The organism is Microbacterium gorillae, assembly GCF_000826185.2.
Taxonomy (GTDB): domain Bacteria; phylum Actinomycetota; class Actinomycetes; order Actinomycetales; family Microbacteriaceae; genus Microbacterium; species Microbacterium gorillae.
The window spans coordinates 559,553-583,625 of sequence record NZ_LN648875.1; the positions used below are offsets into that span (position 1 = coordinate 559,553).

The 24,073-nt window shown below is 69.5% G+C and carries 23 protein-coding genes; 14 read left to right on the forward strand and 9 right to left on the reverse strand.

Annotation, left to right across the window (positions count from 1 at the left end; genetic code table 11):
* The first annotated feature begins 11 nt into the window (after nt 1–11).
* From BN1193_RS12140 to BN1193_RS12160, 5 genes are all read left to right on the forward strand, one after another.
* Entirely contained in the window at nt 12–1,412 is a 1,401-nt protein-coding gene (locus BN1193_RS12140) for an NCS2 family permease (RefSeq protein ID WP_230206493.1), read from the forward strand.
* A gap of 111 nt (nt 1,413–1,523) precedes the next feature.
* Nucleotides 1,524–2,480 carry an epimerase gene (locus BN1193_RS12145; protein ID WP_040166666.1) on the forward strand — a complete coding sequence of 319 codons (957 nt, stop codon included), beginning with the start codon at nt 1,524–1,526 and terminating at the stop codon, nt 2,478–2,480.
* Between the two features lie 42 nt (nt 2,481–2,522).
* The gene (locus BN1193_RS12150) at nt 2,523–2,948 is read left to right on the forward strand and encodes a hypothetical protein (protein WP_141396683.1); all 426 of its coding nucleotides are present in this window, start codon (nt 2,523–2,525) and stop codon (nt 2,946–2,948) included.
* Nucleotides 2,948–3,142, forward strand: a complete 195-nt coding sequence (locus BN1193_RS12155) for a helix-turn-helix transcriptional regulator (RefSeq protein ID WP_040166670.1) — start codon at nt 2,948–2,950, stop codon at nt 3,140–3,142. The genes BN1193_RS12150 and BN1193_RS12155 overlap by 1 nt, the downstream gene beginning before the upstream one ends.
* Before the next feature lie 70 nt (nt 3,143–3,212).
* Nucleotides 3,213–3,860 (forward strand): nucleotidyltransferase domain-containing protein, encoded by a 648-nt coding sequence (locus BN1193_RS12160; protein WP_040166672.1) that lies wholly within the window; start codon nt 3,213–3,215, stop codon nt 3,858–3,860.
* 112 nt (nt 3,861–3,972) lie between these two features.
* On the opposite strand, the gene BN1193_RS12165 is transcribed toward BN1193_RS12160, so the two are convergent.
* Both BN1193_RS12165 and BN1193_RS12170 read right to left on the reverse strand, forming a co-directional pair.
* On the reverse strand, nt 3,973–5,427 hold the full coding sequence (locus BN1193_RS12165) for an HNH endonuclease signature motif containing protein (protein ID WP_195907858.1): 1,455 nt from the start codon (nt 5,425–5,427) through the stop codon (nt 3,973–3,975).
* A 343-nt stretch (nt 5,428–5,770) separates the two neighbouring features.
* Nucleotides 5,771–6,676: a LysR family transcriptional regulator gene (locus BN1193_RS12170; RefSeq protein WP_040166673.1), complete on the reverse strand. Its 906-nt coding sequence runs from the start codon at nt 6,674–6,676 to the stop codon at nt 5,771–5,773.
* Nucleotides 6,677–6,856: 180 nt separating this feature from the next.
* On the opposite strand from BN1193_RS12170, the gene BN1193_RS12175 reads away from it, so the two are divergent.
* The 8 genes from BN1193_RS12175 to BN1193_RS12210 are packed head-to-tail and all read left to right on the forward strand — an operon-like array spanning nt 6,857 to nt 14,777.
* Nucleotides 6,857–7,885, forward strand: coding sequence for an amidohydrolase family protein (locus tag BN1193_RS12175; protein ID WP_040166674.1), 1,029 nt, complete (start codon nt 6,857–6,859; stop codon nt 7,883–7,885).
* Nucleotides 7,886–7,896: 11 nt separating this feature from the next.
* A complete protein-coding gene (ligK, locus tag BN1193_RS12180) occupies nt 7,897–8,589 on the forward strand; it encodes a 4-carboxy-4-hydroxy-2-oxoadipate aldolase/oxaloacetate decarboxylase (RefSeq protein ID WP_040166676.1) in 693 nt (230 codons plus the stop codon).
* 2 nt (nt 8,590–8,591) lie between these two features.
* On the forward strand, nt 8,592–9,527 hold the full coding sequence (locus tag BN1193_RS12185; RefSeq protein ID WP_040166679.1) for an amidohydrolase family protein: 936 nt from the start codon (nt 8,592–8,594) through the stop codon (nt 9,525–9,527).
* A 1-nt stretch (nt 9,528) separates the two neighbouring features.
* Nucleotides 9,529–10,899, forward strand: coding sequence for a protocatechuate 4,5-dioxygenase subunit alpha/beta (locus BN1193_RS12190; protein ID WP_230206494.1), 1,371 nt, complete (start codon nt 9,529–9,531; stop codon nt 10,897–10,899).
* A gap of 33 nt (nt 10,900–10,932) precedes the next feature.
* Nucleotides 10,933–11,886, forward strand: a complete 954-nt coding sequence (locus BN1193_RS12195) for a Gfo/Idh/MocA family oxidoreductase (protein WP_230206495.1) — start codon at nt 10,933–10,935, stop codon at nt 11,884–11,886.
* Entirely contained in the window at nt 11,883–12,857 is a 975-nt protein-coding gene (locus BN1193_RS12200) for an aldo/keto reductase (protein WP_040166681.1), read from the forward strand. Before BN1193_RS12195 ends, BN1193_RS12200 begins: the two co-directional genes overlap by 4 nt.
* Entirely contained in the window at nt 12,854–13,552 is a 699-nt protein-coding gene (locus BN1193_RS12205) for a substrate-binding domain-containing protein (protein WP_040166682.1), read from the forward strand. Before BN1193_RS12200 ends, BN1193_RS12205 begins: the two co-directional genes overlap by 4 nt.
* Nucleotides 13,553–13,574: 22 nt before the next feature.
* Nucleotides 13,575–14,777: an MFS transporter gene (locus BN1193_RS12210; RefSeq protein ID WP_094770469.1), complete on the forward strand. Its 1,203-nt coding sequence runs from the start codon at nt 13,575–13,577 to the stop codon at nt 14,775–14,777.
* 114 nt (nt 14,778–14,891) lie between these two features.
* On the opposite strand, the gene BN1193_RS12215 is transcribed toward BN1193_RS12210, so the two are convergent.
* Genes BN1193_RS12215 through BN1193_RS12240 form a run of 6 tightly spaced genes read right to left on the reverse strand, consistent with a single transcriptional unit; the run spans nt 14,892 to nt 22,108 of the window.
* Entirely contained in the window at nt 14,892–16,463 is a 1,572-nt protein-coding gene (locus BN1193_RS12215; RefSeq protein WP_052460710.1) for an FAD-dependent oxidoreductase, read from the reverse strand.
* A complete protein-coding gene (locus tag BN1193_RS12220; RefSeq protein WP_052460711.1) occupies nt 16,460–17,818 on the reverse strand; it encodes an FAD-dependent oxidoreductase in 1,359 nt (452 codons plus the stop codon). The genes BN1193_RS12215 and BN1193_RS12220 overlap by 4 nt, the downstream gene beginning before the upstream one ends.
* Nucleotides 17,815–19,194: an FAD-dependent oxidoreductase gene (locus tag BN1193_RS12225; RefSeq protein ID WP_040166684.1), complete on the reverse strand. Its 1,380-nt coding sequence runs from the start codon at nt 19,192–19,194 to the stop codon at nt 17,815–17,817. Before BN1193_RS12225 ends, BN1193_RS12220 begins: the two co-directional genes overlap by 4 nt.
* Entirely contained in the window at nt 19,194–20,519 is a 1,326-nt protein-coding gene (locus tag BN1193_RS12230; protein WP_052460712.1) for an MFS transporter, read from the reverse strand. Before BN1193_RS12230 ends, BN1193_RS12225 begins: the two co-directional genes overlap by 1 nt.
* Nucleotides 20,520–20,564: 45 nt before the next feature.
* A complete protein-coding gene (locus tag BN1193_RS12235; RefSeq protein ID WP_040166686.1) occupies nt 20,565–21,359 on the reverse strand; it encodes an SDR family NAD(P)-dependent oxidoreductase in 795 nt (264 codons plus the stop codon).
* Between the two features lie 11 nt (nt 21,360–21,370).
* Complete coding sequence (locus tag BN1193_RS12240; RefSeq protein ID WP_040167007.1) at nt 21,371–22,108, reverse strand: SDR family NAD(P)-dependent oxidoreductase; 738 nt, start codon at nt 22,106–22,108, stop codon at nt 21,371–21,373.
* A 102-nt stretch (nt 22,109–22,210) separates the two neighbouring features.
* On the opposite strand from BN1193_RS12240, the gene BN1193_RS12245 reads away from it, so the two are divergent.
* The gene (locus BN1193_RS12245; protein ID WP_052460713.1) at nt 22,211–22,969 is read left to right on the forward strand and encodes an IclR family transcriptional regulator; all 759 of its coding nucleotides are present in this window, start codon (nt 22,211–22,213) and stop codon (nt 22,967–22,969) included.
* A gap of 40 nt (nt 22,970–23,009) precedes the next feature.
* Here BN1193_RS12245 and BN1193_RS12250 read toward each other — a convergent pair whose 3' ends face one another.
* A complete protein-coding gene (locus BN1193_RS12250) occupies nt 23,010–24,047 on the reverse strand; it encodes a Gfo/Idh/MocA family protein (RefSeq protein ID WP_094770472.1) in 1,038 nt (345 codons plus the stop codon).
* Nucleotides 24,048–24,073: the final 26 nt, after the last annotated feature.

Sequence of the window (24,073 nt, forward strand, 5' to 3'; positions counted from 1 at the left end):
CGAGGAGCCCCGTGGCCACGTCAGCGCCCGCTCAGTCCACGTCCGCACTGGACCGTTTCTTCCACATCACCGAACGAGGATCGAGCATCGGGACGGAGGTGCGCGGTGGCATCGTCACGTTCGTGACGATGGCCTACATCGTCATCCTGAACCCCCTCATCCTCAGCACCGAGGACGTCGCCGGCAACGTGCTGCCGCACGGTGCCGTCGCAGCCGCCACCGCTCTCACGGCCGGTGTCATGACGCTGCTGTTCGGCATCATCACCCGCCTGCCGTTCGCGTTCGCCGCCGGCCTCGGTATCAACGCCTTCCTGGCCTTCTCCGTCGTCGGTCAGGTCACCTGGCCCGAGGCGATGGCCCTCGTCGTCATCAACGGTGTCGTCATCGTGCTCCTGGCCGCCACCGGGCTGCGGAAGATGATCTTCGACGCCGTCCCGGTGCAGCTGAAGATCGCGATCACGGTCGGTATCGGACTGTTCATCGCGTTCATCGGCTTCGTCAACGCCGGCTTCGTCACCTCCACCCACAACGACTCGCCGCCGGTCGGCCTGGGTGTCGGCGGCTCCGTCACCACGCTCGCGACCATCCTGTTCGTCGTGACGATCCTCGCCGGCGGCATCCTCATCGCCCTTCGCGTGAAGGGCGCGATCCTCATCGCGCTCGTCGGCGGCACCGTCATCGCCGCGATCGCGAACCTGATCTGGCCGTCCGGGCTGTTCTCCTTCTCCGGCTCGATCGTGGGCCTGCCCGACCTCAGCCTGATCGGTGCCGTCAACTTCGGCTTCGACCTCGGCAAGGTCAGCATCGTCGCGCTCGTGATGATCGTCTTCACCCTCGTGTTCTCGAACTTCTTCGACGCCATGGGCACCATGACGGGCCTGGCGAAGGAAGCGAACCTGGCCGACGAGAAGGGCGACTTCCCGCGGATCAAGTCCGCGCTGGTGGTCGAGGGCGTCGGCGCCATCGTCGGTGGTGGCACGTCCTCGTCCTCGGCGACGGTGTTCGTGGAGTCCAGCGCCGGTATCGGTGAGGGTGCACGGACGGGCCTGGCGACCTCGGTCACCGGTGTGCTGTTCCTGCTGGCGATGTTCTTCACGCCGCTGACCTCGCTGGTGCCCGGCGCGGTGGCCTCCGCCGCCCTGGTCCTCGTCGGCGCCATGATGCTCTCGCAGATCAAGAACATCGACTTCAGTGACTTCCGCGTGCTGCTGCCCGTGTTCATGACCGTCACCGTGATGCCGATGACGTACTCGATCGCCAACGGCATCGGTGCGGGCTTCGTCACGTGGGTGATCGTGAACGCGTTCTCCGGAAAGGCGAAGACGATCCACCCGCTGCTGTGGGTCGTGGCCTTCGGCTTCGTGCTGTACTTCGCTCGCGGGCCGATCGAGGCGGCCTTCGGCGTCGCCTGATCCAGCGCCTCCGGCACAACGGGGTCTCGCCTGCGGGCGAGGCCCCGTTTCCTTTTCACAGAGGCCCGTGCTAGAACTGAACATGTTCAGAAATGGTCGAAAGGACACCCCATGACCGCTCGTTCCGGACGTGTTGTGATCGGCGGCGCGAGCGGCCTGATCGGCTCCTTCCTCGTCCCGCGCTACCGGGCGGCCGGACGCGAGGTCGTCACGATCGGGCGCGGCCGAGCGGATCTGCACTGGGACGACGCCGCCGGCATCGCGCGCGCGGTGGACGGCGCAGACCTGGTGATCGGTCTGGCCGGCAAGAGCGTGAGCTGCCGGTACACCCCGGCGAATCGCGCCGAGATCCTGCGCTCGCGCATCGAGACGACGGCTGCCCTGGCGGACGCGATCGCCGCCGCCGACGCGCCCCCGCCCGTCTGGCTGAACTCGTCCACCGCCACGATCTACCGGCACGCGATGGACCGGCCGCAGACGGAGTCCACCGGTGAACTCGGCACCGGCTTCTCCGTCGACATCGCGCGAGCGTGGGAGCGGGCCCTGTTCGCGCGGGACCTCCCCGGCACCCGCCGAGTCGCGCTGCGGACGGCGATCGTCCTCGGCTCGGGTGGCGGCGTCCTGCCGATGCTGCAGCGGCTCGCCCGCGTGGGGCTCGGCGGCGCGAACCATGACGGGTGGTGGCCGTCGCCGAGAGGGCGGGTCGCCGCCGGAACCGCGCACCGCCCCGGTTCACGCCGAGGCGAGCAGCACCTGAGCTGGGTCCGGATCGAGGACGTGGCGCGGGCGATCGACTTCCTCGAGGAGCACGACGACCCCTCTGGTCCGGTGAACATCGCGACGCCCACGCCGTCCGTCAACCACGAGTTCATGCGGCTGGTCCGTCGCGGAGTGGGCGCCCGAGTGGGCGTGCCGATGCCACGGTGGATGAGCGAGCTGGGTGCGATCATGCTGCGCACCGAGACCGAGCTCGTCCTGAAGTCCCGCTGGGTCCTGCCCGAGCGCCTCGAGGCCGCCGGCTTCCGCTTCGCACACACCGACCTGGCCACAGCCGTCCGCCCAATGTAAAGGACGCTTGACATGCGCGAACGGGCCGGGCATGCTGAGGGCATGACAAGCTCACTTGACACCACACCCGGTCCGGTGGAGCGCCGTCGCACGCGGCGCTTCCTGACGCAGTTCTTCGCCGCCTTCCTCGTGTACCTCCTGATCCTCGGGGCCGCACTGATCTGGGGAGACTGGGACGGCACCAGCCCCTGGCGCCTCATCTGGGTTCTCGCGCCGATCCTCCCGATCCTCGCGACGGCGGTGATGCTCGTCCGCTACGTCGCCCGGTCGGACGAGTACGAGATGCAGATGACGAGCCGGTCGCTCGCGATCGCTTTCGTGGTTACGATGCTCGCCGCCGTGGTCATCGGATTCCTCGGCTTCACCGGCATCACCGTGCCGGGCGTCGGCTGGTGGATCTACGGCATCGGCATGCTCACGTGGCTCATCGCGCGGGTCGTGCTGCAGTCCCGCGAGGCGCACGCCTGATGAAGAACGTGCTGCGCGAACTGCGCGGGGAAGCCGGACTCTCGCAGGGCGCGCTCGCCGACCGACTCGGAGTCTCGCGACAGACGGTGAACGCTCTGGAGACCGGGCGCTACGACCCCTCACTCGCCCTGGCGTTCACGATCGCCCGCGCGTTCGACCGATCCATCGAGGACATCTTCACGCCGGACGAGTGAGCCGCGCAGGTCTTCCGCGTCGGGCGACGCCCTGCGGCCCGGTATCGAGCCGCTCGGGTAGCCTCAGTGCATGCCCTCCCCCACCGCTGACTCGCCCTGGTTGACGCCCTCCCCGCGGGAGGTTGCCACGCTGCTCAGCGGTACGACCGCGCGGTGGTGGCTGTCCGGCGGCGTGGCGATGGACCACTGGCTGGGCGAGGCGATCCGGCCGCGGCCCAACACCGATGTCAGCACCACCGGGAAGGACCTCCCCCAGCTCGTTGCGGACCTGCCGCCGCACCTGTCCGCCTGGGTCGCCGCGAACGATTCGCTGGTCGCGTGGGCCGATGCCGACCAGGACAGCGAGCTGCATCCGGTCCGGCTCTACGACGAGAACGCCGACGCCTGGGCGCTGCAGGTGAACGTCGAGGACGGCATCGACCGGGCCTGGCTCTACCGCCGGGACCCGCGCCTGCAGCTGCCGTGGGACCGCGCCGTCCTGGACGTCGACGGCATCCCGACCGGCGCTCCCGAGGTGCAGCTGGTGTGGAAGGCCCTGCGTCCGCGTCCCGAGGACGAGGTCGACCACGACGCGATCCTGCCGAAGCTCTCGGAGGAGGCGGTCGCCTTCTACGAGACCGCGTTGCTGCGCATCCACCCGCACTCCACGTGGGCGATTCACGTCCGCTCCCCCTTCGCCCCCGCGAAAGCCTCCTGGAACAAGAAGAGACCCGACTGACCCTGCCGCGTGGCGTCCACGCGTCGCCGCTTCCTCTGGTGGTTGAGCTGGCGGAGCGGGACGAACCCCGTGAGGTGGATGGCGGACGGTGGGCGGAGTTCTCCGCCGGGGGTCATGTGCGTGCGGGGATCCGGGGGGTTTGGGTGTGGTCGTACCAGTCGGGGGCTTGGACTTCGGGTGCCCCGTTTTTGATGCGGATGTGCCAGCCGTTGGTGTTGATGTAGCGGTGGTGGTTCCAGCACAGCAGGACCCCGTTGTCGATGCTGGTCGGGCCGCCGTCTTTCCATTCGGTGACGTGGTGGAACTCGCACCAGCGGGCCGGGGTGTGGCATCCCGGAATGATGCATGTGTGATCCCGGGCGATGATCGCCCGACGCTGGGTGGCGTTGAAGATCCGGTCCGTGATCGTCGTCGCCAACACGCGTCCATTCGTCCCGGTGATGACGCGTTGTACGGCCCCCACGCAGGCGGTGTGGTTCGCGACGGTGATCGGGACGGGGACGTTGGTGCCGGTCGCGTCGGCACCCGTGACATGCGCCCACCCGGTGCCGGAGGCGAGGGATTCTTCGGTGACGTGGACGACGAGGGTGGGGGCGGCGCCGCCGATGATGGGGACGTCGGAGGATGCGGCGATGGTGAGGGCGGTGGCGAGGGCGTCGTGGGCGCGTTGCCCGATGGTGCGGTCATCGCTCAACGCCGGCTCGTGGGATTCCCGGAACCGGACACCCTTCTCTTTCCCGTGCGGGTTGTTGATCGCGTCGATGAGGGTCTGCAACTGCGCCGCGACGTCCGGTAGGAGCCGGCCTCGGATGGGGACGAGCCCGTCCTGGGCGGTACCGAAGTACAGGCCCCGCAGGCGGCGGGCGCGTTCGTCCTGGGGTTCGGCGCCGTCTTGATCCAGCGCGGTCGCCCACGCCCCGGCGTGCACCCGGAGTGTGTCGGTCATCACCGGCACCCGGCGTTGTGCGGTCACGGGGTTCGCGTCCGGGATCAGGGCACCCCAGTCCCCGAACTCCCCGACCTCGTCCCGCAGGACGATCTCCTCGCCCTCGCCCGTTGCGGTGACCTCGGCGAGAGCCTGATCGGCCAGGGCGAGGTGGTCGGCCGGGACCCGGTCCCGGATCGCGTCGAGCGCTCCGGTAGCGGCGGCGAGCCCGTCAGCCCCGATCCTCCCGGACAGCAGTGCGTCCCGCAGGGCCGGGAACCGGGCCGGCCGGCGGTCCCCGGTCATCCCGAGATCTTCCCGGACGAGTTTCCCGAGCCGGGACCAGTTCTTCACCGTGGTGGGGGCGGCGCCGGTGGTGCGTTGCATGAGCTCGTTCACGTTCCGACACCCACAGGACACATCGAACCGGTCCAGGCCCGCCCCGGCGGAGCGTTCCTCGGCCTCCGCCGTCGTGAGAATCAGCGCGGCCTGGGCGGTGCGGAGCAGGGCCCCGGCCGCGATCGCGAAGTCCAACAGTTCGGTCCGCGACGCGGTCGTGAGGTGGTTCCCCTGGAGCAGGGCGGTCACGGTCGCGGTGGCTTCCGCCATCACGTCCCGGGCCTGCTCCATCGAGGTTTCCATACCCCCGATTCTACCGCCCGGTACCCCCATGGAACGGGTGGAAAGGCCAGTTCAGTAGTGTTTTCCGCATCTACTTTCGGGAGTGCAGTACGTCTTCCATCGAGCCTCGAATTGGAGGCCCAAGCCGCCGACATCCGCCCATCCGCGGGTCGTTTCGAGCGCCCTCGGAAACGTGAGAAAACGACGAAACCCGGCCGCTCTCTCCATCGTCTTAAGCCGCAAGAAAACCGACCACCCTCGGCAACGTGAGCCGGCAACGGAAGCCACCCGTCCGCCCATCGTCTTAAGCCGCAGGAAACCCAGCCACCTCAGAACCGAGAGCCACGCACGCCGGAGGCAACAGCTAGCCCCGCCGATATTCGTCCGTCGCGACGGCGTCGAACACGACGGAACGGAACCAGCGCTGCGCGGCGGTGAGGCCCGCCTCGCGCCGGGTGTACAGCGAGACCGGGGCGCTGCGCGCGGGCCACGGCAGGTCCGCGATGCGCAGCGCCGGGAACCAGCCGCGGAACACTTCCGCAACGTGGCGCGGCAGCAGAACCACGAGGTCCGTCGCCTCCAGCACGGCAGGCACCGTCGCATACTCCTCGACCGTGAGCGACACCTGCGACATCAGATCGTGCTCCGCGAGCGCCTGCAACGGGAACACGTGGCCGCCGCGCGCGGAGACGCGGACGAAATGGCGGCCGGTGAACATGTCCTCGCTCGTCGGCGGCAGGGGGTGCACGCCGGAGGACAGCGCGACGTACTCCACAGCCCGGACTTCGGCGCGCCACAACCGCGGCGTCGCCAGATCGGACACCGTCATGGCCAGGTCGATGACGCCGCGGATGAGCCCGTCCTCGACCTGATCCGAGTCCAGACGCTGCACCTGCAGGTGCGGGCTCGACGCCTCCCGCGCGAGCGCCGCCATGATCGGCGGCAGGAACGTCTGCTCACCGATCGAGGTGAGTCCGAGCGCCAGTTCGCCGCTGAAGCCGGACGGCTCGAACTCGTCCGTCCCGCTCACGGTCTCGTCGATCCGCGCCAACGCCTCGTGCAGCGGACCGAAGAGCTGGGTCGCCTTCGCGGTCGGGACCATGTCGTGTCCCTCGCGGCGGAAGAGGTCATCGCCGAACCGCTCCCGCAGCCGACGCAGCGTATAACTGACGGTCGGCTGCGTCACGTGCAGACGCTCGGCGGTGGCCGTCACGGAGCGCAGTTCGTACAGCACCACGAAGGTCCGCAACTGGTTCAGATCCGCGAGCATGTCCCATCGATCCTCTCTATGGTCAGCGCAACGTACATCTATTGGACTATATAGAGGTCCGGACGTAGATTCGATCCGACGGCAGAGCCGCCTCACGGTGGGACGGGCGCTCTCGCCCCGGCTCTGAGGGACGAGCCTGACCCACGGACACGCCTGACTGAGTGACAAGGACGACACGCGTTGATCATCGACATCCACGGCCACTACACGACCGCCCCCGCACAGCTCGGCGCCTGGCGCGATCTGCAGATCGCCTTCGCCGACGGCAAGGGCGAAGCTCCGAACCCGGCCGACCTGCACATCAGTGACGACGACATCCGCGAGACCATCGAGGCGAACCAGCTCCGCCTGATGAACGACCGCGGATCCGACCTCACCGTCTTCAGCCCGCGCGCCTCCTTCATGGCCCACCACATCGGCGACTTCGCCGTCAGCGAGACCTGGGCGCGCATCTGCAACGACCTCGTCGCCCGCGTCAGTGAGCTGTTCCCGGACCGGTTCCTCCCCGGTGCGATGCTCCCCCAGTCGCCCGGTGTCGACCAGAAGACCGTGCTCGCGGAGCTCGACCGCGCGGTGAACGACCTCGGCGTCGTCACCGTGAACATCAACCCGGACCCGTCCGGTGGCCTGTGGAACGGCCCGCTGCTGACGGACAAGAGCTGGTACCCGCTCTACGAGAAGCTCGTCGAGTACGAACTCCCCGCGATGATCCACGTCTCCACGTCCTGCAAGCCGCAGTTCCACACCACCGGTGACCACTACCTCGGCGCGGACACGACCGCGTTCATGCAGCTGCTCAAGGGCGATCTGTTCCGCGACTTCCCGGACCTGAAGTTCGTCATCCCCCACGGCGGCGGCGCGGTCCCCTACCACTGGGGTCGCTTCCGCGGACTCGCGATGGCCCTGGGCAAGCCGGAGCTCGAGGACCACCTGATGAAGAACGTCTTCTTCGACACCTGCGTCTACCACCAGCCCGGCATCAACCTGCTGACCGAGGTCATCCCGACCGACAACATCCTGTTCGCCAGTGAGATGATCGGCGCCGTCCGCGACATCGACCCACGCACCGGCCACTACTTCGACGACACCAAGCGGTACGTCGACGCCACTCCGAACCTCACCGACGACCAGCGCGCGCAGGTCTTCGAGGGCAACGCCCGTCGTGTCTACCCGCGCCTGGACCGGGCCCTCACCGCCCGCGGCCTCTGAAAGGACCGAACATGAAGCTCAACAACCTCGGTGAGGTCCACACCACCATCACCCGCGCGAACCGCGAGGACGTCGACCGCCTCGCGAAGTTCGGCGTCGCGACGATCCACGAGGCGATGGGCCGCGTCGGCCTGCTGCGCCCCTACATTCGTCCGGCGTGGAACGGGGCGAAGCTCTGCGGCACCGCCGTCACCGTGCTCCTGCAGCCGGGCGACAACTGGATGTTCCACGTCGCCGCCGAGCAGGTCCAGGACGGCGACGTCGTGATCGCCGGCTGCACCACCGAGAGCGAGGACGGCTTCTTCGGTGACCTGCTGGCCACCTCCCTCGCCTCCCGCGGCTGCCGTGGCCTGGTCATCGACGGTGGCGTCCGCGACGTCGAAGACCTGGAGAAGATGGGCTTCCCGGTCTTCTCCCGTGCGATCAACTCCAAAGGCACCGTGAAGGCCACGCTCGGATCGGTGAACATCCCCGTCGTCGTCGCCAACGCCCTGGTCAACCCGGGTGATGTCGTCGTCGCCGACGTCGACGGCGTCGTGATCGTCCCGGCCGCCCTCGCCGGTGCCGTCGCGGACGCCGCGCAGAAGCGCACCGACAACGAGGAGGCCAAGCGCGAGAAGTTCGCGAACGGCGTTCTCGGCCTGGACATCTACGGAATGCGCGAGCCGCTGAAGGCCGCCGGCCTGGAATACATCGAGGACTGAACATGGCACACGGAGAGACCACGGGTCCGTTCGAGAAGACCCCCGGCTGGCTGGACTGGTACGACGGTCCGTCCACCCCGACGTTCCGCCTGCCGGCGGGCGCAGTGGACGCGCACTGCCACGTGTTCGGTCCGGGCGCGGAGTTCCCCTACGCCCCCGAGCGCAAGTACACGCCCTGCGACGCCTCGGCGGACGAGCTGTTCGCCCTGCGCGACAAGCTCGGCTTCGAGCGGAACGTCATCGTCCAGGCCACGTGCCACGGCGCCGACAACCGCGCACTCGTGGACGCGCTGCAGCGCGCCGACGGCCGTGCCCGCGGAGTCGCCACGGTCCGCCGTGACGTGACCGACGAGCAGCTGGCCGAGCTGCACGCCGCCGGCGTGCGCGGCGTCCGGTTCAACTTCGTCAAGCGCCTCGTCGACCGCGTCCCCACCGACTCGCTCGAGGAGATCGTGGCGAAGATCGCCCCACTCGGCTGGCACGTGGTGATCTACTTCGAGGCCGAGGACCTGCCGGACCTCTACGACTTCTTCTCCGCCATCCCGACCGACGTCGTGGTCGACCACATGGGTCGTCCGGATGTCACGAAGGACCCGAACGGCCCGGAGTTCGAGCTGTTCCTGCGCTTCATGCGCGAGAACCCCAACGTGTGGACCAAGGTCTCCTGCCCGGAGCGCCTGAGCGTCACCGGTCCGCGCGCCCTCGACGGCGAACAGCAGGCGTACGACGACGTCGTGCCGTTCGCCCGTCGCGTGGTCGAGGAGTTCCCCGACCGCGTGCTGTGGGGAACCGACTGGCCCCACCCCAACCTCAAGGACCACATGCCTGACGACGGGCTGCTGGTCGACTACATCCCCCGGATCGCGACCACCCCCGAGCTGCAGCACAAGCTCCTGGTCGAGAACCCCACCCGTCTTTACTGGAACGAAGGAGCCTGAAATGGCACTCGACAAGCCGTACAAGAACGTCCCCGGCACGATCATCTTCGACGCCGAGCAGGCCCGGAAGGGCTACCAGCTCAACCAGCTGTCCATGTCGCTGATGAAGCCGGAGAACCGCGAGCGCTTCCTGGCCGACACCCCGGCGTACCTCGACGACTGGGACCTCACGCCCAAGGCGCGCCAGGCCGTCCTGGACATGGACCTGAACGCGATGATGGAAGAGGGTGGCAACATCTACTTCCTCTCCAAGATCGGTGCCACGCACGGCCTGAGCTTCCAGCAGATGGCCGGTTCCATGACCGGCATGAGCGAGGCCGCGTACCGCGACATGATGCTCGGCGGCGGACGTCGCCCGGAAGGCAACCGGCTGAAGGACCTGGACGGCTGGACCCCGCCGTCGAATGAGAAGTCCGAGGTCATGCGTGAGGACGCGCCGGCGAAGTTCACCTCCGCGGTGTTCACCTCGCACGTGCCCGCGATCGGTGCGGCGATGGACCTCGGCAAGACCGAGGAGCCGTACTGGAAGAAGGTCTTCGACGGGTACACCTGGACCCGCAAATGGGCCAAGGAGAACACCCCCGACGTCGTGATCCTGGTCTACAACGACCACGCGACCGCGTTCGACGCGTCCATCGTCCCGACGTTCGTGCTCGGCACGGGTGCGTCCTACCCGGTCGCCGACGAGGGTTACGGCCCCCGTCCGGTGCCGGACGTGCAGGGCTACCCGGAGTTCGCCGCACACCTCGCGCAGTCGATCATCCAGGACGACTTCGACCTGACGCTGGTCAACGAGATGGTCGTGGACCACGGACTGACCGTGCCGCTGTCGCTGGTCTACGGGGACGTCCCCGAGTGGCCGGTCAAGGTGATCCCGCTGGCCGTCAACGTCGTGCAGTACCCGGTGCCGTCCGGTCGCCGCTGCTACGAGCTGGGCAAGGCCCTGCGTCGTGCGCTGGACAAGTGGGACGGTCCGGAGCTGAACGTGCAGATCTGGGGCACCGGTGGCATGAGCCACCAGCTGCAGGGTCCGCGCGCCGGCCTGATCAACGAGGAGTGGGACAACGCGTTCCTGGACCACCTGATCGCCGACCCGCTGGGCCTCACCGAGTGGCCGCACATGGAGTACGTCGACGAGGCCGGTTCGGAGGGAATCGAGCTGGTGGACTGGCTGATCGCCCGCGGCGCGATGGATGATCAGTTCGGGGGCGGCGCGCCCGAGGTCGACCACCGGTTCTACCACGTGCCCGCATCCAACACGGCGGTCGGTCACCTCGTGATCAGCAACCCCGTCGGCGTCACGGAGCAGGACGAGGCGCCGGGCGAGGCCGAGGCCCCGACCGAAGCGTCGGCCCAGCCCGTCACCGCCTGAACGAGCCTGAACGAACGACTGAGAAGGACACGCATGAGCGACAAGATCCGCGTTGCCGTCGTCGGCGCCACCGGCGCCTTCGGACGCAAGCACCTGGACGGCCTGGCGAACATCGAGGACGCCGAGGTGACGGTCGTCGCCGGCACCAAGCAGGAGAAGATCCAGGCCCTCGCCGATGAGTACGGCATCGCGACCGCGGTCGTGGGACTGGACGCCGTCCTCGAGCGCGACGACGTGGACGCGGTCATCCTCGCCACCCCGACGCAGCAGCACGCGGAGCAGACCCGCGCGGTCCTCGCCGCCGGCAAGCACGTCCAGGTCGAGATCCCGCTCGCGGATTCGCTCGCGGAGGCGGAGGCGACCCTGGCGGCCGCCGAGGCCTCAGACCGGGTCGCGATGGTCGGGCACACCCGCCGCTTCAACCCGTCCCACCAGTACATCCACAATCTCGTGGCGGCGGACGAGTTCCACGTGCAGCAGATGGACGTGCAGACGTACTTCTTCCGCCGGACGAACACGAACGCGAAGGGTGAGGCGCGATCCTGGACCGACCACCTGCTCTGGCACCACGCCGCCCACACGGTCGACCTGTTCGCCTACCAGGCCGGCAAGATCGTGCAGGCCAACGCCATCCAGGGACCGATCAACCCGGACCTCGGCATCGCGATGGACATGTCCATCCAGCTCAAGAGCGAGACCGGCGCGATCTGCACGCTGTCGCTGTCGTTCAACAACAACGGTCCGTTCGGCACGTTCTTCCGCTACATCGGTGACACCGAGACGTACATCGCGCGCTACGACGACCTCGTCAACGGCCGCGAGGAGCCCATCGACGTGTCCGATGTCGCGGTGAGCACCAACGGCATCGAGCTGCAGGACCGCGAGTTCATCGCGGCGATCCGCGAGGGTCGCGAGCCGAACTCGTCCATCCGTCAGGTCATCGACTGCTACCGGGTGCTCGGCGCACTGCAGGAGCAGCTCGCGTGAACTTCCCCCGCATCGGCCTGGGCTGCATGAACCTGAGCCACGCCTACGGCACCCCGCCGTCCGTCGACGAGGGCCTGGCGGTGCTCGATGCCGCACTCGAGGCCGGTGTGGGGATGCTCGACACCGCGACGCTGTACGGCGCCGGACGCAACGAGGAACTCGTCGGTCGCGCCCTCCGCGGCCGCCGCGACCGGGTCATCCTGGCCAGCAAGGGCGGCATGGCGCCGGTGGACGGCGTGAAGACGATCGACGGTCGTCCGGAGACGCTTCGTGCCCAGGTGGACGCGTCGCTCGGCCGCCTCGGCGTCGATCACATCGACCTGTACTACCTGCACCGCTGGGACAAGACGGTGCCGATCGGCGACAGCGTCGGGGCCCTGGCCGACATGGTCACGGCCGGCAAGATCGGCGCGATCGGCCTCAGCGAGGTCTCCGTCGACCGCCTGCACGAGGCGCAGGCGGTCGCGCCGATCGCGGCCGTCCAGAACGAGTACTCGCTGTGGACCCGCAATCCGGAACTCCGCATGGTGCAGGCCACGCGTGAGTCCGGCGTCGCTCTCGTCGCCTTCTCCCCCGTCGCCCGCGGTTTTCTCGCCGACGGCGTCGGTGACCCGGAGGAGTTCGCACCGAAGGACATCCGTCGCCACATGCCGCGTTTCCAGGCGGAGAACTGGCCGGCGAACGCCGACCTTCTCCCGGCCTGGCGAGCCCTGGCCGCCGAGGCCGGCGCCACGCCCGCGCAGCTCGCTCTGGCCTGGTTGCTCTCCCGTGGCGATCACGTCGTGCCGATCCCCGGTACGACCTCGATCACCCACCTGCACGAGAACCTCGCGGCCGTCGATCTCGTGATCGACCCGGCACTGCTGGAGCGCGCCGGCGCGCTCATCGACACCCGCACGGTCACCGGTCCGCGCTACAACGCCGGTCAGGCCGACGAGGTCGACGCCGAGACGTTCGAGGACGCGGCATGAGGGGCATCTCGTCGATGGCCACACGCCACGTGCTCGGTGACCTCGCGGACGCCTCCGTCGCGGCCGGGCTTCCCAGCGTCGACATCGAGTCCGTCGGCGGCGTCACGGCCGAGGAGCGCGTCAGCGGCGGCGAACCGTTCGACCTCGTGCTGCTCGCCTCCGGAGCCCTGAAGCGCCTCGCGGACGCCGGTCACATCGACCCCGCCACGGTGACGCCGCTCGTGCTCTCCCCGGTCGCCGTCGCCGTTCCGTCCGGAACGGACGAACCCGCGGCCGCCCCGGACGGCCCCGCGTTCCCCGACGCGGCCGCGCTCCGGGACGCACTGCGCGCCACCGAGCGCATCGGTTATTCCACCGGCCCGAGCGGCACCGCTCTGGTCCGCATGGTCGAGGACTGGGGGCTCACCGCGGAGATCGGCGATCGCCTCGTCCAGGCCCGTGCCGGCGTGCCCGTCGCGGCGTCACTCGCGAGCGGGGACGTGGACCTCGGATTCCAGCAGCTCAGCGAGCTCGTCGGCCAGCCCGGCGTGCGCATCCTCGGCGTGATGCCGGCTGACTGCGCGATCGACACCGTCTTCTCCGGCGCCGTCGCTGCCACCTCCGCGCGACCCGCGGACGCCGCCGCCGTGCTGGCGTACTTCGCCTCCGCGGCCGCATCGGCGATCAAGATCGCGCACCACTTCACCGCCGTCTGATCAGTTGGGGCAGGATCGGAGCATGACCACACCCTCCCGGCGATCCCCCGCGGCCGCGATCGCCGCGGTGGTCGCGCTGTGCCTCGTCGCCACGGTGATGCGTCCCGCGATCACCGCCGTCGGTCCCCTGATCCCGGCGATGTCCGCTGACACGGGGATCCCGCTGGCGGTGCTCGGCGCGCTGTCAACGGTGATCCTGTTGATCTGGACCGTCGTGTCACCGTTGACGCACGGTCTGGGCCGCCGCCTCGGCCTCGGCGGTGCCGTGCTGGCGGCGCTGATCGTGCTGGCGGTGGGGTGCGTCCTGCGCTCGATTCCCGGTTCGAGCCTCTGGCTGTGGATCGGCACCGGGTTCATCGGTGTCGCGCTGGCGATCGGCAACGTCCTTCTGCCCGCCGTCATCAAGAGGGACTTCCCCACCCGCGTCCCGCTGATGATGGGCGTCTACTCGGCCCTGCTCGGCGCGTCCGGTGCCGTGGGCTCCGGGCTCGCCGTGCCCTTGTCCGGGGTCGGCGGCGGCTCCGACTGGCGGCTCTCGCTCCTGCTGATCGGCGGCGGGCTCGTTCCGATCGCGATCATCGCGTGGGGCCTGGTCAGCCGACGCGAGATGCGTGCGCACCGCGCCGGAGGGACGGCGGCCGGCGGACTCGCCGGCATCTGGCGCGATCCGACCGCCTGGGCCGTGGCCGGCTACATGGGCGTGCAGTCCACCGTCTTCTACGTGCTGGTGACCTGGCTCGCGGCGGTGTCGGCGTCGACCGGACGCAGCGCCACGGTCGCGGGGCTCGACGTCTCCGTGTTCCAGCTGGTCTCGCTCATCGGCGCGCTCGGGATCGCTCTCCTGATGCGCGGGCGCGGTGCCCGCCTGACGCCCGCGCTGACTCCGGTGGTCGGATTGATCGGGATCGTCGGGCTGATCGTCGCGCCCGCTGCCGTGGGCTTCTGGGTCATCCCACTCGGGCTGTTCTCCGGGTCCTCGTTGGGCATCTCGCTGACCCTCATGGCCGAGCGCGCCCGCGACCATCGGGCCGCCTCAGCGCTGTCCGGGATGTCGCAGTCCGTCGGCTACGCCATCGCCGCGATCGGGCCGCTGCTGTTCGGCGTGCTGCACACCGCGACCGGTGGGTGGACCGCGTCTCTGCTGATCCTCGTGGTCACGATGCTGGCCCAGATCGTCATCGGCGTCTTCGCCGCCCGCGACCGCTACGTCCTCGATCCCCGCTGACGGCATCCTCGATCAGCGAGCGCCGGCGAGACGGAACATCGCGACGGTCGCTGGCGACAGACGCCTCGGGCCCGGCAGCGGTGCTGTCGGGCCCGAGGCGTACGGACGTCGGGTTCAGGGGATGAACGTGAGGTCGGCCACGGGCGTGCCGAGGACCGAGCCCTTCTCCCCGACCGGCGTCAGATCCGTGCGCGGGGCGGCGTGCGCCGCGTTGCGTCCGGCGATCCGACCGGAGACCATGGCCCAGCCGATGTGCAGACCGTGGTTCAGCAGCTGCAGGCCACCCTGGCCGGTGGACCCGGCCGCGTACAGTCCCGGAACCGTCTCGCCCGCGGGCGTCGTGACGCGCAGCGTGGTGTCCACCGCGAGTCCGCCGTCCGCGAGGGTGATGTACGACTGCATCGGGCCGAGGGCGTAGAACGGACCCTCGCCGATCCCGGAACCGAACTTCGTCCGGCCGAACTCCGCGTCCTCGCCCGCGGCGTGGTTCGCCCGAGCCGTGCGGACGGTCTCGGCGAGCCCCGCCGCGTCGATTCCGGCCTTCTCGGCGAGCTCCGCGATCGTGTCGGCCTTGTAGAACATGTCCGGGCGGTAGCGCGCGTAGTCCTGCACGTACGCGTACGCGACGCCGGGGAAGGTCGAGACAGGGTTCGGCCAGGCGGAGAATTTCTGCGCCAGTGCTCCGTCGAAGACCATGTAGCCCTTGTTGCTGTCCGCGGCCACACCGCGGGCGAGCAGCTTGTCGGAGTCCTCGTTCGCGACCCGGCGACCGCGCTCGTTGACGAGGATCGCCCCGGCGGCGTACATGGTGTTGTTGGGGCCGACCCAGCTGGTCAGCGCACCGCGCATCAGCACACCGAGCAGCCGCGGCGGGAGCTTCTCCGCGACGAGGCGGATCATGCGCGAGATCGCCGGGTGGTTCGGCAGCAGCTTGATCGGGTCCGGGAACTTTCCGGGCGGGAAGCGCAGACCCTCGTACAGGCGATCCATCTGCAGCATCACGCCGCCGACGTCGCTGCCCAGGCGGAAGCCGTCACCGGTGTTGTTGACGTTGACCGCCGGCACGCGTGCGGCGTCCTCACCGACGTACGCGGCCTTCATGTCCGTGGCGGCGGAGTAGTCGCCGGTCGCCAGCACGACGGCCCGGCGTCCGAGGTACTCCCGACCCGCGACACGCGCCCCGATGATCTCGCCGTCCGCGTTGCGCAGCAGGCGCTCCACGCGGGCGCCGGTGACGATGGTCACGTCGCGCTTGCGCGCCTCGCGCAGGAGCGCGGTGATGTAGGCGCCCGAGTTCGGCAGCACGTTGTGCATGCGCGGCTTCTCGTACGGCGGTTCCGGCGTCGGACCGAGGAACTGCACGCCGATGCTGGAGAGCCACTCCAGCGTCGTGCCGGCGTTCTCGGCGAGCACGCGACGCAGCTCGACGTTCTCGCGCGCCTCGTCGGCGCCGTTGGCCGTCTTCATGTCCGCGATGAACAGCTCGATCGAGTCGTTCACGCCGGCCCGGTACTGGTAGGCGGTGTTGGCGGCCGTGAAGCTGCCGACGGACATGCCGGTGCTGCCACCGGGCTTGTCGCACTTCTCCAGCACGGTCACGGTCGCGCCGCTGGTGGCCGCGGAGATCGCGGCCACCAGGCCCGATCCGCCGCCGCCGATGACCAGGACGTCACTGGTGTTGCTCATGCTCGTGTCTTTCCGTCGAGGGCGCGGGCGGCCGCAGCGCGACCGGCCCATCGACCCGTGATGTAGGCGGGCGCAAGTCCACCCGCATAGCCGATGTTGGACAGGCCGCCGATGTCGGCACCCGCCGCGTACAGCCCGGGGATCGCGCGTCCGTCCGGGTCCAGAGCTTCACCGTCCGTGGAGATCGGCACGCCACCGAAGGTGAACGTGATCGAGGGCTGCACCATGATCGCGTGGAACGGTCCGGTCTGCGGCGCGCGTGCGCCCACCGAGACGGGGACGCCGAGCGCGGAACCACCGGTCTCCGCTGCGTCTGCGTAGGCCTCCAGCGTCCGAGTCAGTGCGACCCCGTCCACACCCCACGCGGCGATCTGCGGCACGAGCTCGTCGAGGGTGTCGGCGCTGGCCCAGAGGCCCCCGACCTCCTTCGCGGTCTCGAAGCGGTCCGTCGCCCCGAGGCCCGGGAACGGCTCCTGCCGCGCCTCGGTCAGGTGCACGTGCTCGTCGAAGATCAGGACGCCGCGCGCCTCGGGCTGCGGAACCAGGGCCTGGTTGATGATCTCATCGCCCAGCGTCTCATCCACGAACCGCTCACCGGCCAGGTTCACGAACACCGTGGATCCGGAGTAGTACTGCGAGTACGGCAGATAGTGCTCCGGCTCGAACGCCGCCAGCGGCCACGGCACCAGGTGCCCGTAGAACGAGGCCATGCTGCGGCTGCCCCCGGCGCCGGCGGCACGCGCGAGGCGCAGTCCGTCCCCGACGTTGCCGACGTGCGAGCGCGCCAGCAGGCGATCCGCCTGCGGGCCGACGTAGCGCGTCAGCAGTTCCGGGTCGCGCCCGAAGCCGCCCGATGCCAGCACGACGGACGGCGCGCGGAACTCCTGTGGCCCGTCCGCGGTCGCCGCGATCACGCCCACGACGGCACCGTCCTCGACGATCAGTTCCCGGACGGGAGCCCCGGCGACGACCATGCCGCCGGCATCCGTCACGGTGTCCCGACATGCGGCCAGGATCGCGTGGATGTCGGTGGAGTAGCCGATGCCGTAGGTCATGATGTCGGTCGTCGGCTCATCCGCGACGCGCGCACCCGTGGCGCGGACCTCCTCGATGGCGTCCGCGAAGTCCTCGACCAGACGCCGGCCCAGCACCGGGTTTCCGAGCGGGATGCGACGGTTGTACGCGTCCAGGTCCGGAGCCGTCCAGAGCATGCCGGCCGACAGCGCCGCCGATCCGCCGAACGTGTCGGACTTCTCCAGCAGCGCCACGCGGGCGCCCGACCGGGCCGCGGTGGCCGCGGCGGAGGACCCGCCGATGCCCGACCCGACCACGATGACGTCGAACGTGAGCGTCATGCGGATGCCTTCGCGCGGCCGGCGGTGTTCCGGGCGACCTGCAGGCCGAACACGGCCCCCTTGCCGAGCGACGAGCCGGTCATGTAGGCCGCACCGTGGAATCCGCCGACGACCTCACCGATGGCGTACAGCCCGTCGATGACCTCACCGTCGACGTTCACGACCTGTGCCTCGGGCGTGGTCTTCACACCCGCGTACGTGGTCGTCATCAGGGACTTCGCCGGGTAGGCGTAGAACGGCGCCTGCACGATCGGGGTGAGCTCGCCCACGCCGTTGCACAGGCTCTCGCGGCCGACCTCGTCCGCGACGCCGTCGGTCGCGACGCGGTTGTACCGCTCCACCGTCGCCACGAGCGCGTCCGCGTCCACACCGACGAGCTCGGCCAGCTCGGCCAACGTGTCCGCGTGGTGGATGTGACCGAGTCCCTCGATCATGTCCATGTCCTTCAGCGGAATGCCGGGGTGGGACTTCGCCCGCACGGTGGCGTCGAAGATCTGCACGCCGAGACCGTCCTGCTCATCCAGGACCGCACGACCAAGCGTCTTGTAGTCCTGCGACTCGTCCATGAATCGCTTGCCGGCACGGTTCACGACGATGGCGCCCATGTAGTACGCGGTGAGCAGCTCGTGCACGTCCCCGGTGTCCGGGTGTGATCCGTAGGTGCCGCTGACGGCGGACATGTCCGCCATGTCGGCGCCCAGACGCCAGGCCATGCGCAGGCCGTCGCCGGTGTTGCCCCGACCGCCGAACGGGATCGCGGCGAGCTGTTCGGGCGCGAAGATGCCGAGCAGCTCGGTTCCACGCGAGAATCCGCCGGTGGCCAGGACCACGCCGTGCCGGGCGATCACGTCGACCTCTCCGTCCGGGGACTGCAGACGCGCCCCCGTGACGGCCCCGTCGGCGTCCGTCAGCAGCTTCACGGCGCGGTGCTCGCGCAGCGTCGTTCCCCCGGCGGCTTCGAACTGCCGGTGCAGTTCGGCCATCACGTCGATGATCGCCGAGTTGTGGCTGCGCTTGGCGGACTGACCGGAGCTGATCTCGATCTCCCGGAACTGCACACCGTGGTCCTTCAACCACCGGTACGCCTCGTCCTGGTGCTCGATGTACGCATCCAGCAGTGCCGGGTCACTGCGGTGCGAACCGACTTCCCAGAGGTCGCGGCGGAAGTCCTCCGCCGAGTCCTGCTCGCCCTGGGCGGCCTGCTCGTCCGTGCCGCTGAAGGCGAACCAGCCGCCACTCATCACGGTCGAGCCGCCGAGCGTCGCCGTCTTCTCGGCGAGGATGACATCAAGCCCCGCTTCGGCCGCGGCGGTCGCGGCGGTCTGGCCGGCGATGCCGCTGCCGAGGACCAGCAGGTCCGTCTCACGCGTCGTCATCACTTGACCCCCAGTTCGTCGAGCGGCGTCTTGTAGGTCTCACGTCCGGTCGCGACCGCGATCGCGGAGATCACGCAGGCGATGGAGGTGAACAGCGCCGCCGGCCACCAGGCGTTGCCGTTGGCGGAGGAGATCGCCTGGATGATGACGGGCGAGAAGCCGGTCAGCACGAGGCCGAGCTGCAGTCCGACCGCCATGCCGGACACGCGGTAGCGGGTGCTGAACAACTCGGAGAAGTACGCCGGGTAGACCGAGTTGGTGGCGGCGAAACCGATCGAGATGCACAGGATCATGCCGACGAAGATCAGCCAGATGTTCGCCTGACCGACGGCGTAGAAGAACAGCCACACCGCTGCCGCCCCGAAGAGATTGCCACCGATCAGCACGGGCTTCCGGCCGATCCTGTCGCTGAGCGATGCCGCCAGGGGCTGCGTGACCAGCGCGACGACGTAGCCGGCGATGACGGCCCACAGCATGTGGCCGGACGGGATGCCGACGACGTTGGTCGCGTAGGTCAGGCCGTACACCGGAACGGTGGTGGAGATCACGACGAGGAAGGCGGCGAAGATCACGCGGATGACGTCCCACGGCTGGTGCTTGAACACCTGAGCGAGGGGGAGCTTGGCGACGTGGCCGGACTCCTTCTCCTCCACGAACGCCTCCGGGTCGCGCACGGTGCGACGGATGATCAGGCCGACGATGAGGATCAGCGCGCTCAGCCAGAACGGCACGCGCCAGCCCCAGGAGAGCAGCTGGTCATCGGGCAGCGCTGCGACCCCGATGAAGGCGAGCGTGGCGAGGATGTAACCGACCCAGATCCCGTTGATGGCCCAGGAGGTGTACAGCGCGCGCTTGTTCTGCGGGGCGTGCTCCAGGGTCAGCGAGGAAGCGCCGGACAGCTCGCCGCCGACCGAAAGCCCCTGGCACAGGCGCATGAGCACCAGCAGGGTCGGCGCCAGCACGCCGACGGCGTTGAACGTGGGCAGGCAGCCGATGAGGAACGTCGAGATTCCCATCACCAGCAGGGTCAGGATCATGATGTTGCGGCGACCGAACTTGTCGCCGAGGTGTCCGGCCAGGATGCCGCCGAGAGGGCGCGCGAGGTAGGCGACGCCGTACAGGCCGAGCGAGTACAGCAGTCCGGTCGCGCCGCTGTCCGGGAAGAAGATGCGGGAGAACACCAGCGCCGACGCGGACGCGTAGATGTACATGTCGTAGTACTCGAGTGCGGAACCGACGAAGCCCGCGATCGAGGAGCGCTTGCTCTGGTTGCCCGGCGCGCGCATGCTCGCCGTTTCGGTGAGAAGTCCTGTCGTCTTCGACATCAGATCGTCCTTCTTAGTGGGGTGGAGGGGAGGGAGGAACCTGCGTCAGCAGGTGAGGGCGCCGCCGTTGACGTCCAGGCTCGCGCCGGTGATGTAGGTGGCTTTGTCGCTGAGCAGGAACTCGATCGCGTCCGCGATCTCGCTCGGCTGCGCGAAGCGTGCCATCGGCACCTGACGGGTCATCGTCTCGGTCTCGACGGAGGGCATGCCGCCGAGCATCTGCGTCTGCACGAAACCGGGCGCGACGCCGTTGACCCGGATGTGTCGGCTGGAGAGCTCACGCGACAGCGACGCCGTGACGTTCTGCAGCGCGCCCTTGGAGGCCGCGTACGCGATGGAGGACGGCAGGAAGGGCGGGAACACGTCGTCCGGGAGTCCCCCGGTGCCCCACTTGGAGACGATGGAGAGGATGTTCACGACCGACGCTGTGCCGTCCGTGGGCATCTTGTCGTACGCGGCCTGCATCAGCAGCAGAGGCGCCTTGACGTTGACGGCCATGACGAGGTCCCATTCCTCCGGCGAGACGTCGAAGAACGGACGCTTGCGGCCATTGTCCTTCGGCGAGATGCCGACGCCGTTGACGATCGCACGCAGGGCGCCGAGGTCGAGGGCGGCCGCGACGGCGCGCTCGTTGGCCTCGGGGGTGGTCAGGTCGCCGGCCACGGCGACGTGCGTGCCGGGCTCACCCGGCAGGGCGGCCGCCACCGCCGCGGCGGCCTCTGCGGACGCATCCGCGACGACGACGCGGTATCCCGCGTTCGCCAGGCGCTCGGAGACGACGCGGCCGATGCCGCCGGCACCACCGGTCACGATGGCGCTGCTCACGGTGTTCTGGGTCATGATGATGCTCCTCAGTAGTCGGCCCGACCGCCGGTGGCGTCGAAGACGAAACCGGTGGTGAACGAGGAATCGGGCGAGGCGATGAACGAGACGAGACCGGCGATCTCGTCCACGGTGCCGAAACGGCCCATGGGGATGAGCGAGCGCTGCACGTCCCGGCGCTCGGGCGTCATGCCCTGGATGAGCGGGGTCTCGATGGATGCCGGGGCGATCGCGTTGACGGTGACGCCGCTGGCCGCGTACTCCTTGCCGACCGACTTCACCAGGCCGATGACTCCGGCCTTGGATGCCGAGTAGGCCGCCATCTGGGGATTGCCCTCCTTGCCGGCGATCGAGGCGATGTGGATGATCCGCCCGTACCCCCGCGGCAGCAGGAGCGCGAGGGATGCTCGGGTCACCGCGAACGCACCGCCGAGGTTCAGGGCGATGATGCGCTCGAACGTGGACTGTTCGGTCTCCACCGTCGGGGTGACCGGGCCGAGGATGCCGGCGCAGTTGACGACCACGTCGACGCCGCCGAGTGCAGCGGCGGCACCGCCGATCGCGGCGGCGACCCCGTCCGCGTCCGTCACATCGATCGCCCCGGTGTACGCGGCGGGCTGATCGGCCGGCCAGTTCGCGGTGGCGAGGTCGAGGGCGGCGACGGTCATCCCGTCGGCGACGAGGCGTCGCACGACCGCGGCGCCCATCCCGCTGGAGGCACCCACCACGATCGCGGCACGCGGGGTGTCGAGGTTCTGCATCGTCATCGAAGCCTCCTGGAGCGTCATTGATTGGGGCACGGAGCATTCCGGTCTGGCGATTGTAGGAACAAGATTGCGATTAGCGCAAGAGTTGGTAACCTGTTTTGCGTGACGCGCAATTCAGCACCACGAGTCGAGTCCGTCCACCGCGCCCTCGTCCTGCTCAAGGCCCTGATCGGAGAGCCTTCCGTCGGCGTGACCGAAGCTGCGGCCGCCCTGGGGGTGAACGCCTCAACCGCCCAGCGCCTGCTCGCCACGCTCGTCGCCGACGGATTCGCCGTGCAGGGTCCGGACCGCCGCTACGCGGTCGGCCCGGCGTTGCGCAACCCGAGTCTGGCGACACCGATCCCCTCGCTGATCGACCGGATGCGTCCGGCGCTGGAGGCACTGTTCGAACGCACCGGGGAGACCGTCCACCTCGCGACGCTCGTCGGCACCCGGATCAATCACCTCGACGGCATCGAGGCGACGAACCATTACCTCAAGTTCGGCTCGCGGGTCGGCGTCCTCCTGCCCGCCCACCTCACCTCCGGCGGAAAGGCGCTCCTGGCCGACCTCACCGACGAGGAGATCCGGGCGCGGTACGCGATGGCCAACTCCGCCACCGCCGACCCGTACCCCGACCTGGACGTGCCGGCTCTGCTGGAGCAGCTGGAGGATGTCCGGGAGACGCGCATCGCCTGGAACTTCGGCCAGAGCGAGCCGGGCGTCGCGGCGCTGTCCATCGCCGTCAGCGAGCCGGACGGCACGCCCGCCGCACTGAGCATCGCCCTGCCCACGGCGCGCTACACGAAAGCGCACGGCGAGCGCTGGGCCGACGACCTCCGCGACATCGCGGACATGATCGCCGCCGGCACCGTCGCCTGATCCGACTGTCTCCCGTCCGTCCGTCCGCGGACGGACGGACTCAGAGGCCCTGCAGCGGCACCGGGGCCGGTCGCTCGCACGTCGAGGTGACCTCCACGGTGCATCCCTCGTCGGCCGCACGCAGGACGGACTCCATGATCTCCAGCACGTGCAGACCGAGCTCCCCGGAGGCGCGGGCTCCGTCCCCCGCGATCGCGCGATCATGCACCCCGACTCCGCGGCCGGCGTCGCGGTAGCCCGCCGACGGCTCCTGGAGAGTCCACTCCGCGTCGCCCAGCGCACGCACGAGGACGTCACCGTCGAAGTCGTTGGGGTCCGGCACGACCATCGATCCGGTCTCCCCGTGCACCTCGATGTTGGCCGACCGCGTGGCGACGGCGTCGAAGGACATGATGAGGGTGGACAGCGCGCCGCCGGCGTGCGTGAGGACACCGGTGACATGGGTCATCACATCGACCGGGATCACCTGCCCGGCACGGTCCCCGGAACCGATCACGCGCTCATCGCGCATGCGACTCGCCGAAGCGGTGACCGAAACGACAGGCCCCAGCAGGTGCACCAGGGCCGTCACGTAGTACGGGCCCATGTCCAGCAGCGGACCGCCGCCGGCCTGGTAGTAGAAGTCGGGGTTCGGGTGCCATCGCTCGTGCCCGGGCGTCACCATCGTGGCCGTCGCGGCCAGCGGTCTCCCGATGACGCCGTCGTCGATCACCTTGCGAGCCGTCTGCAGGCCGACGCCGAGGACCGTGTCCGGCGCGCAGCCGACCCACCGGCCCGTCGTGTCGGAGGCCGCCATCACCCGCGCGCCGGAGGCCACATCGGCGGCCAGCGGCTTCTCGCTGTACACCTGTTTTCCGGCTGCCAGCACCTGGAGCGAGACCTCGGCGTGAACGGCGGGAACGGTGAGGTTGATCACGAGATCGATGTCCTCGGCGGCGAGGAGGTCCTCGATGGGGTCGGCGCGGACCCCCGCCTCGGCCGCCACGGCGGCGGCGCGCTCCGGGGCGAGGGCCGCCCCCGCCCCCAGCCCCGCCCGGCGCAGCGGAGGCCGCCATCCCCCGCGCGCCGGAGGCCACATCGGCGGCCAGCGGCTTCTCGCTGTAC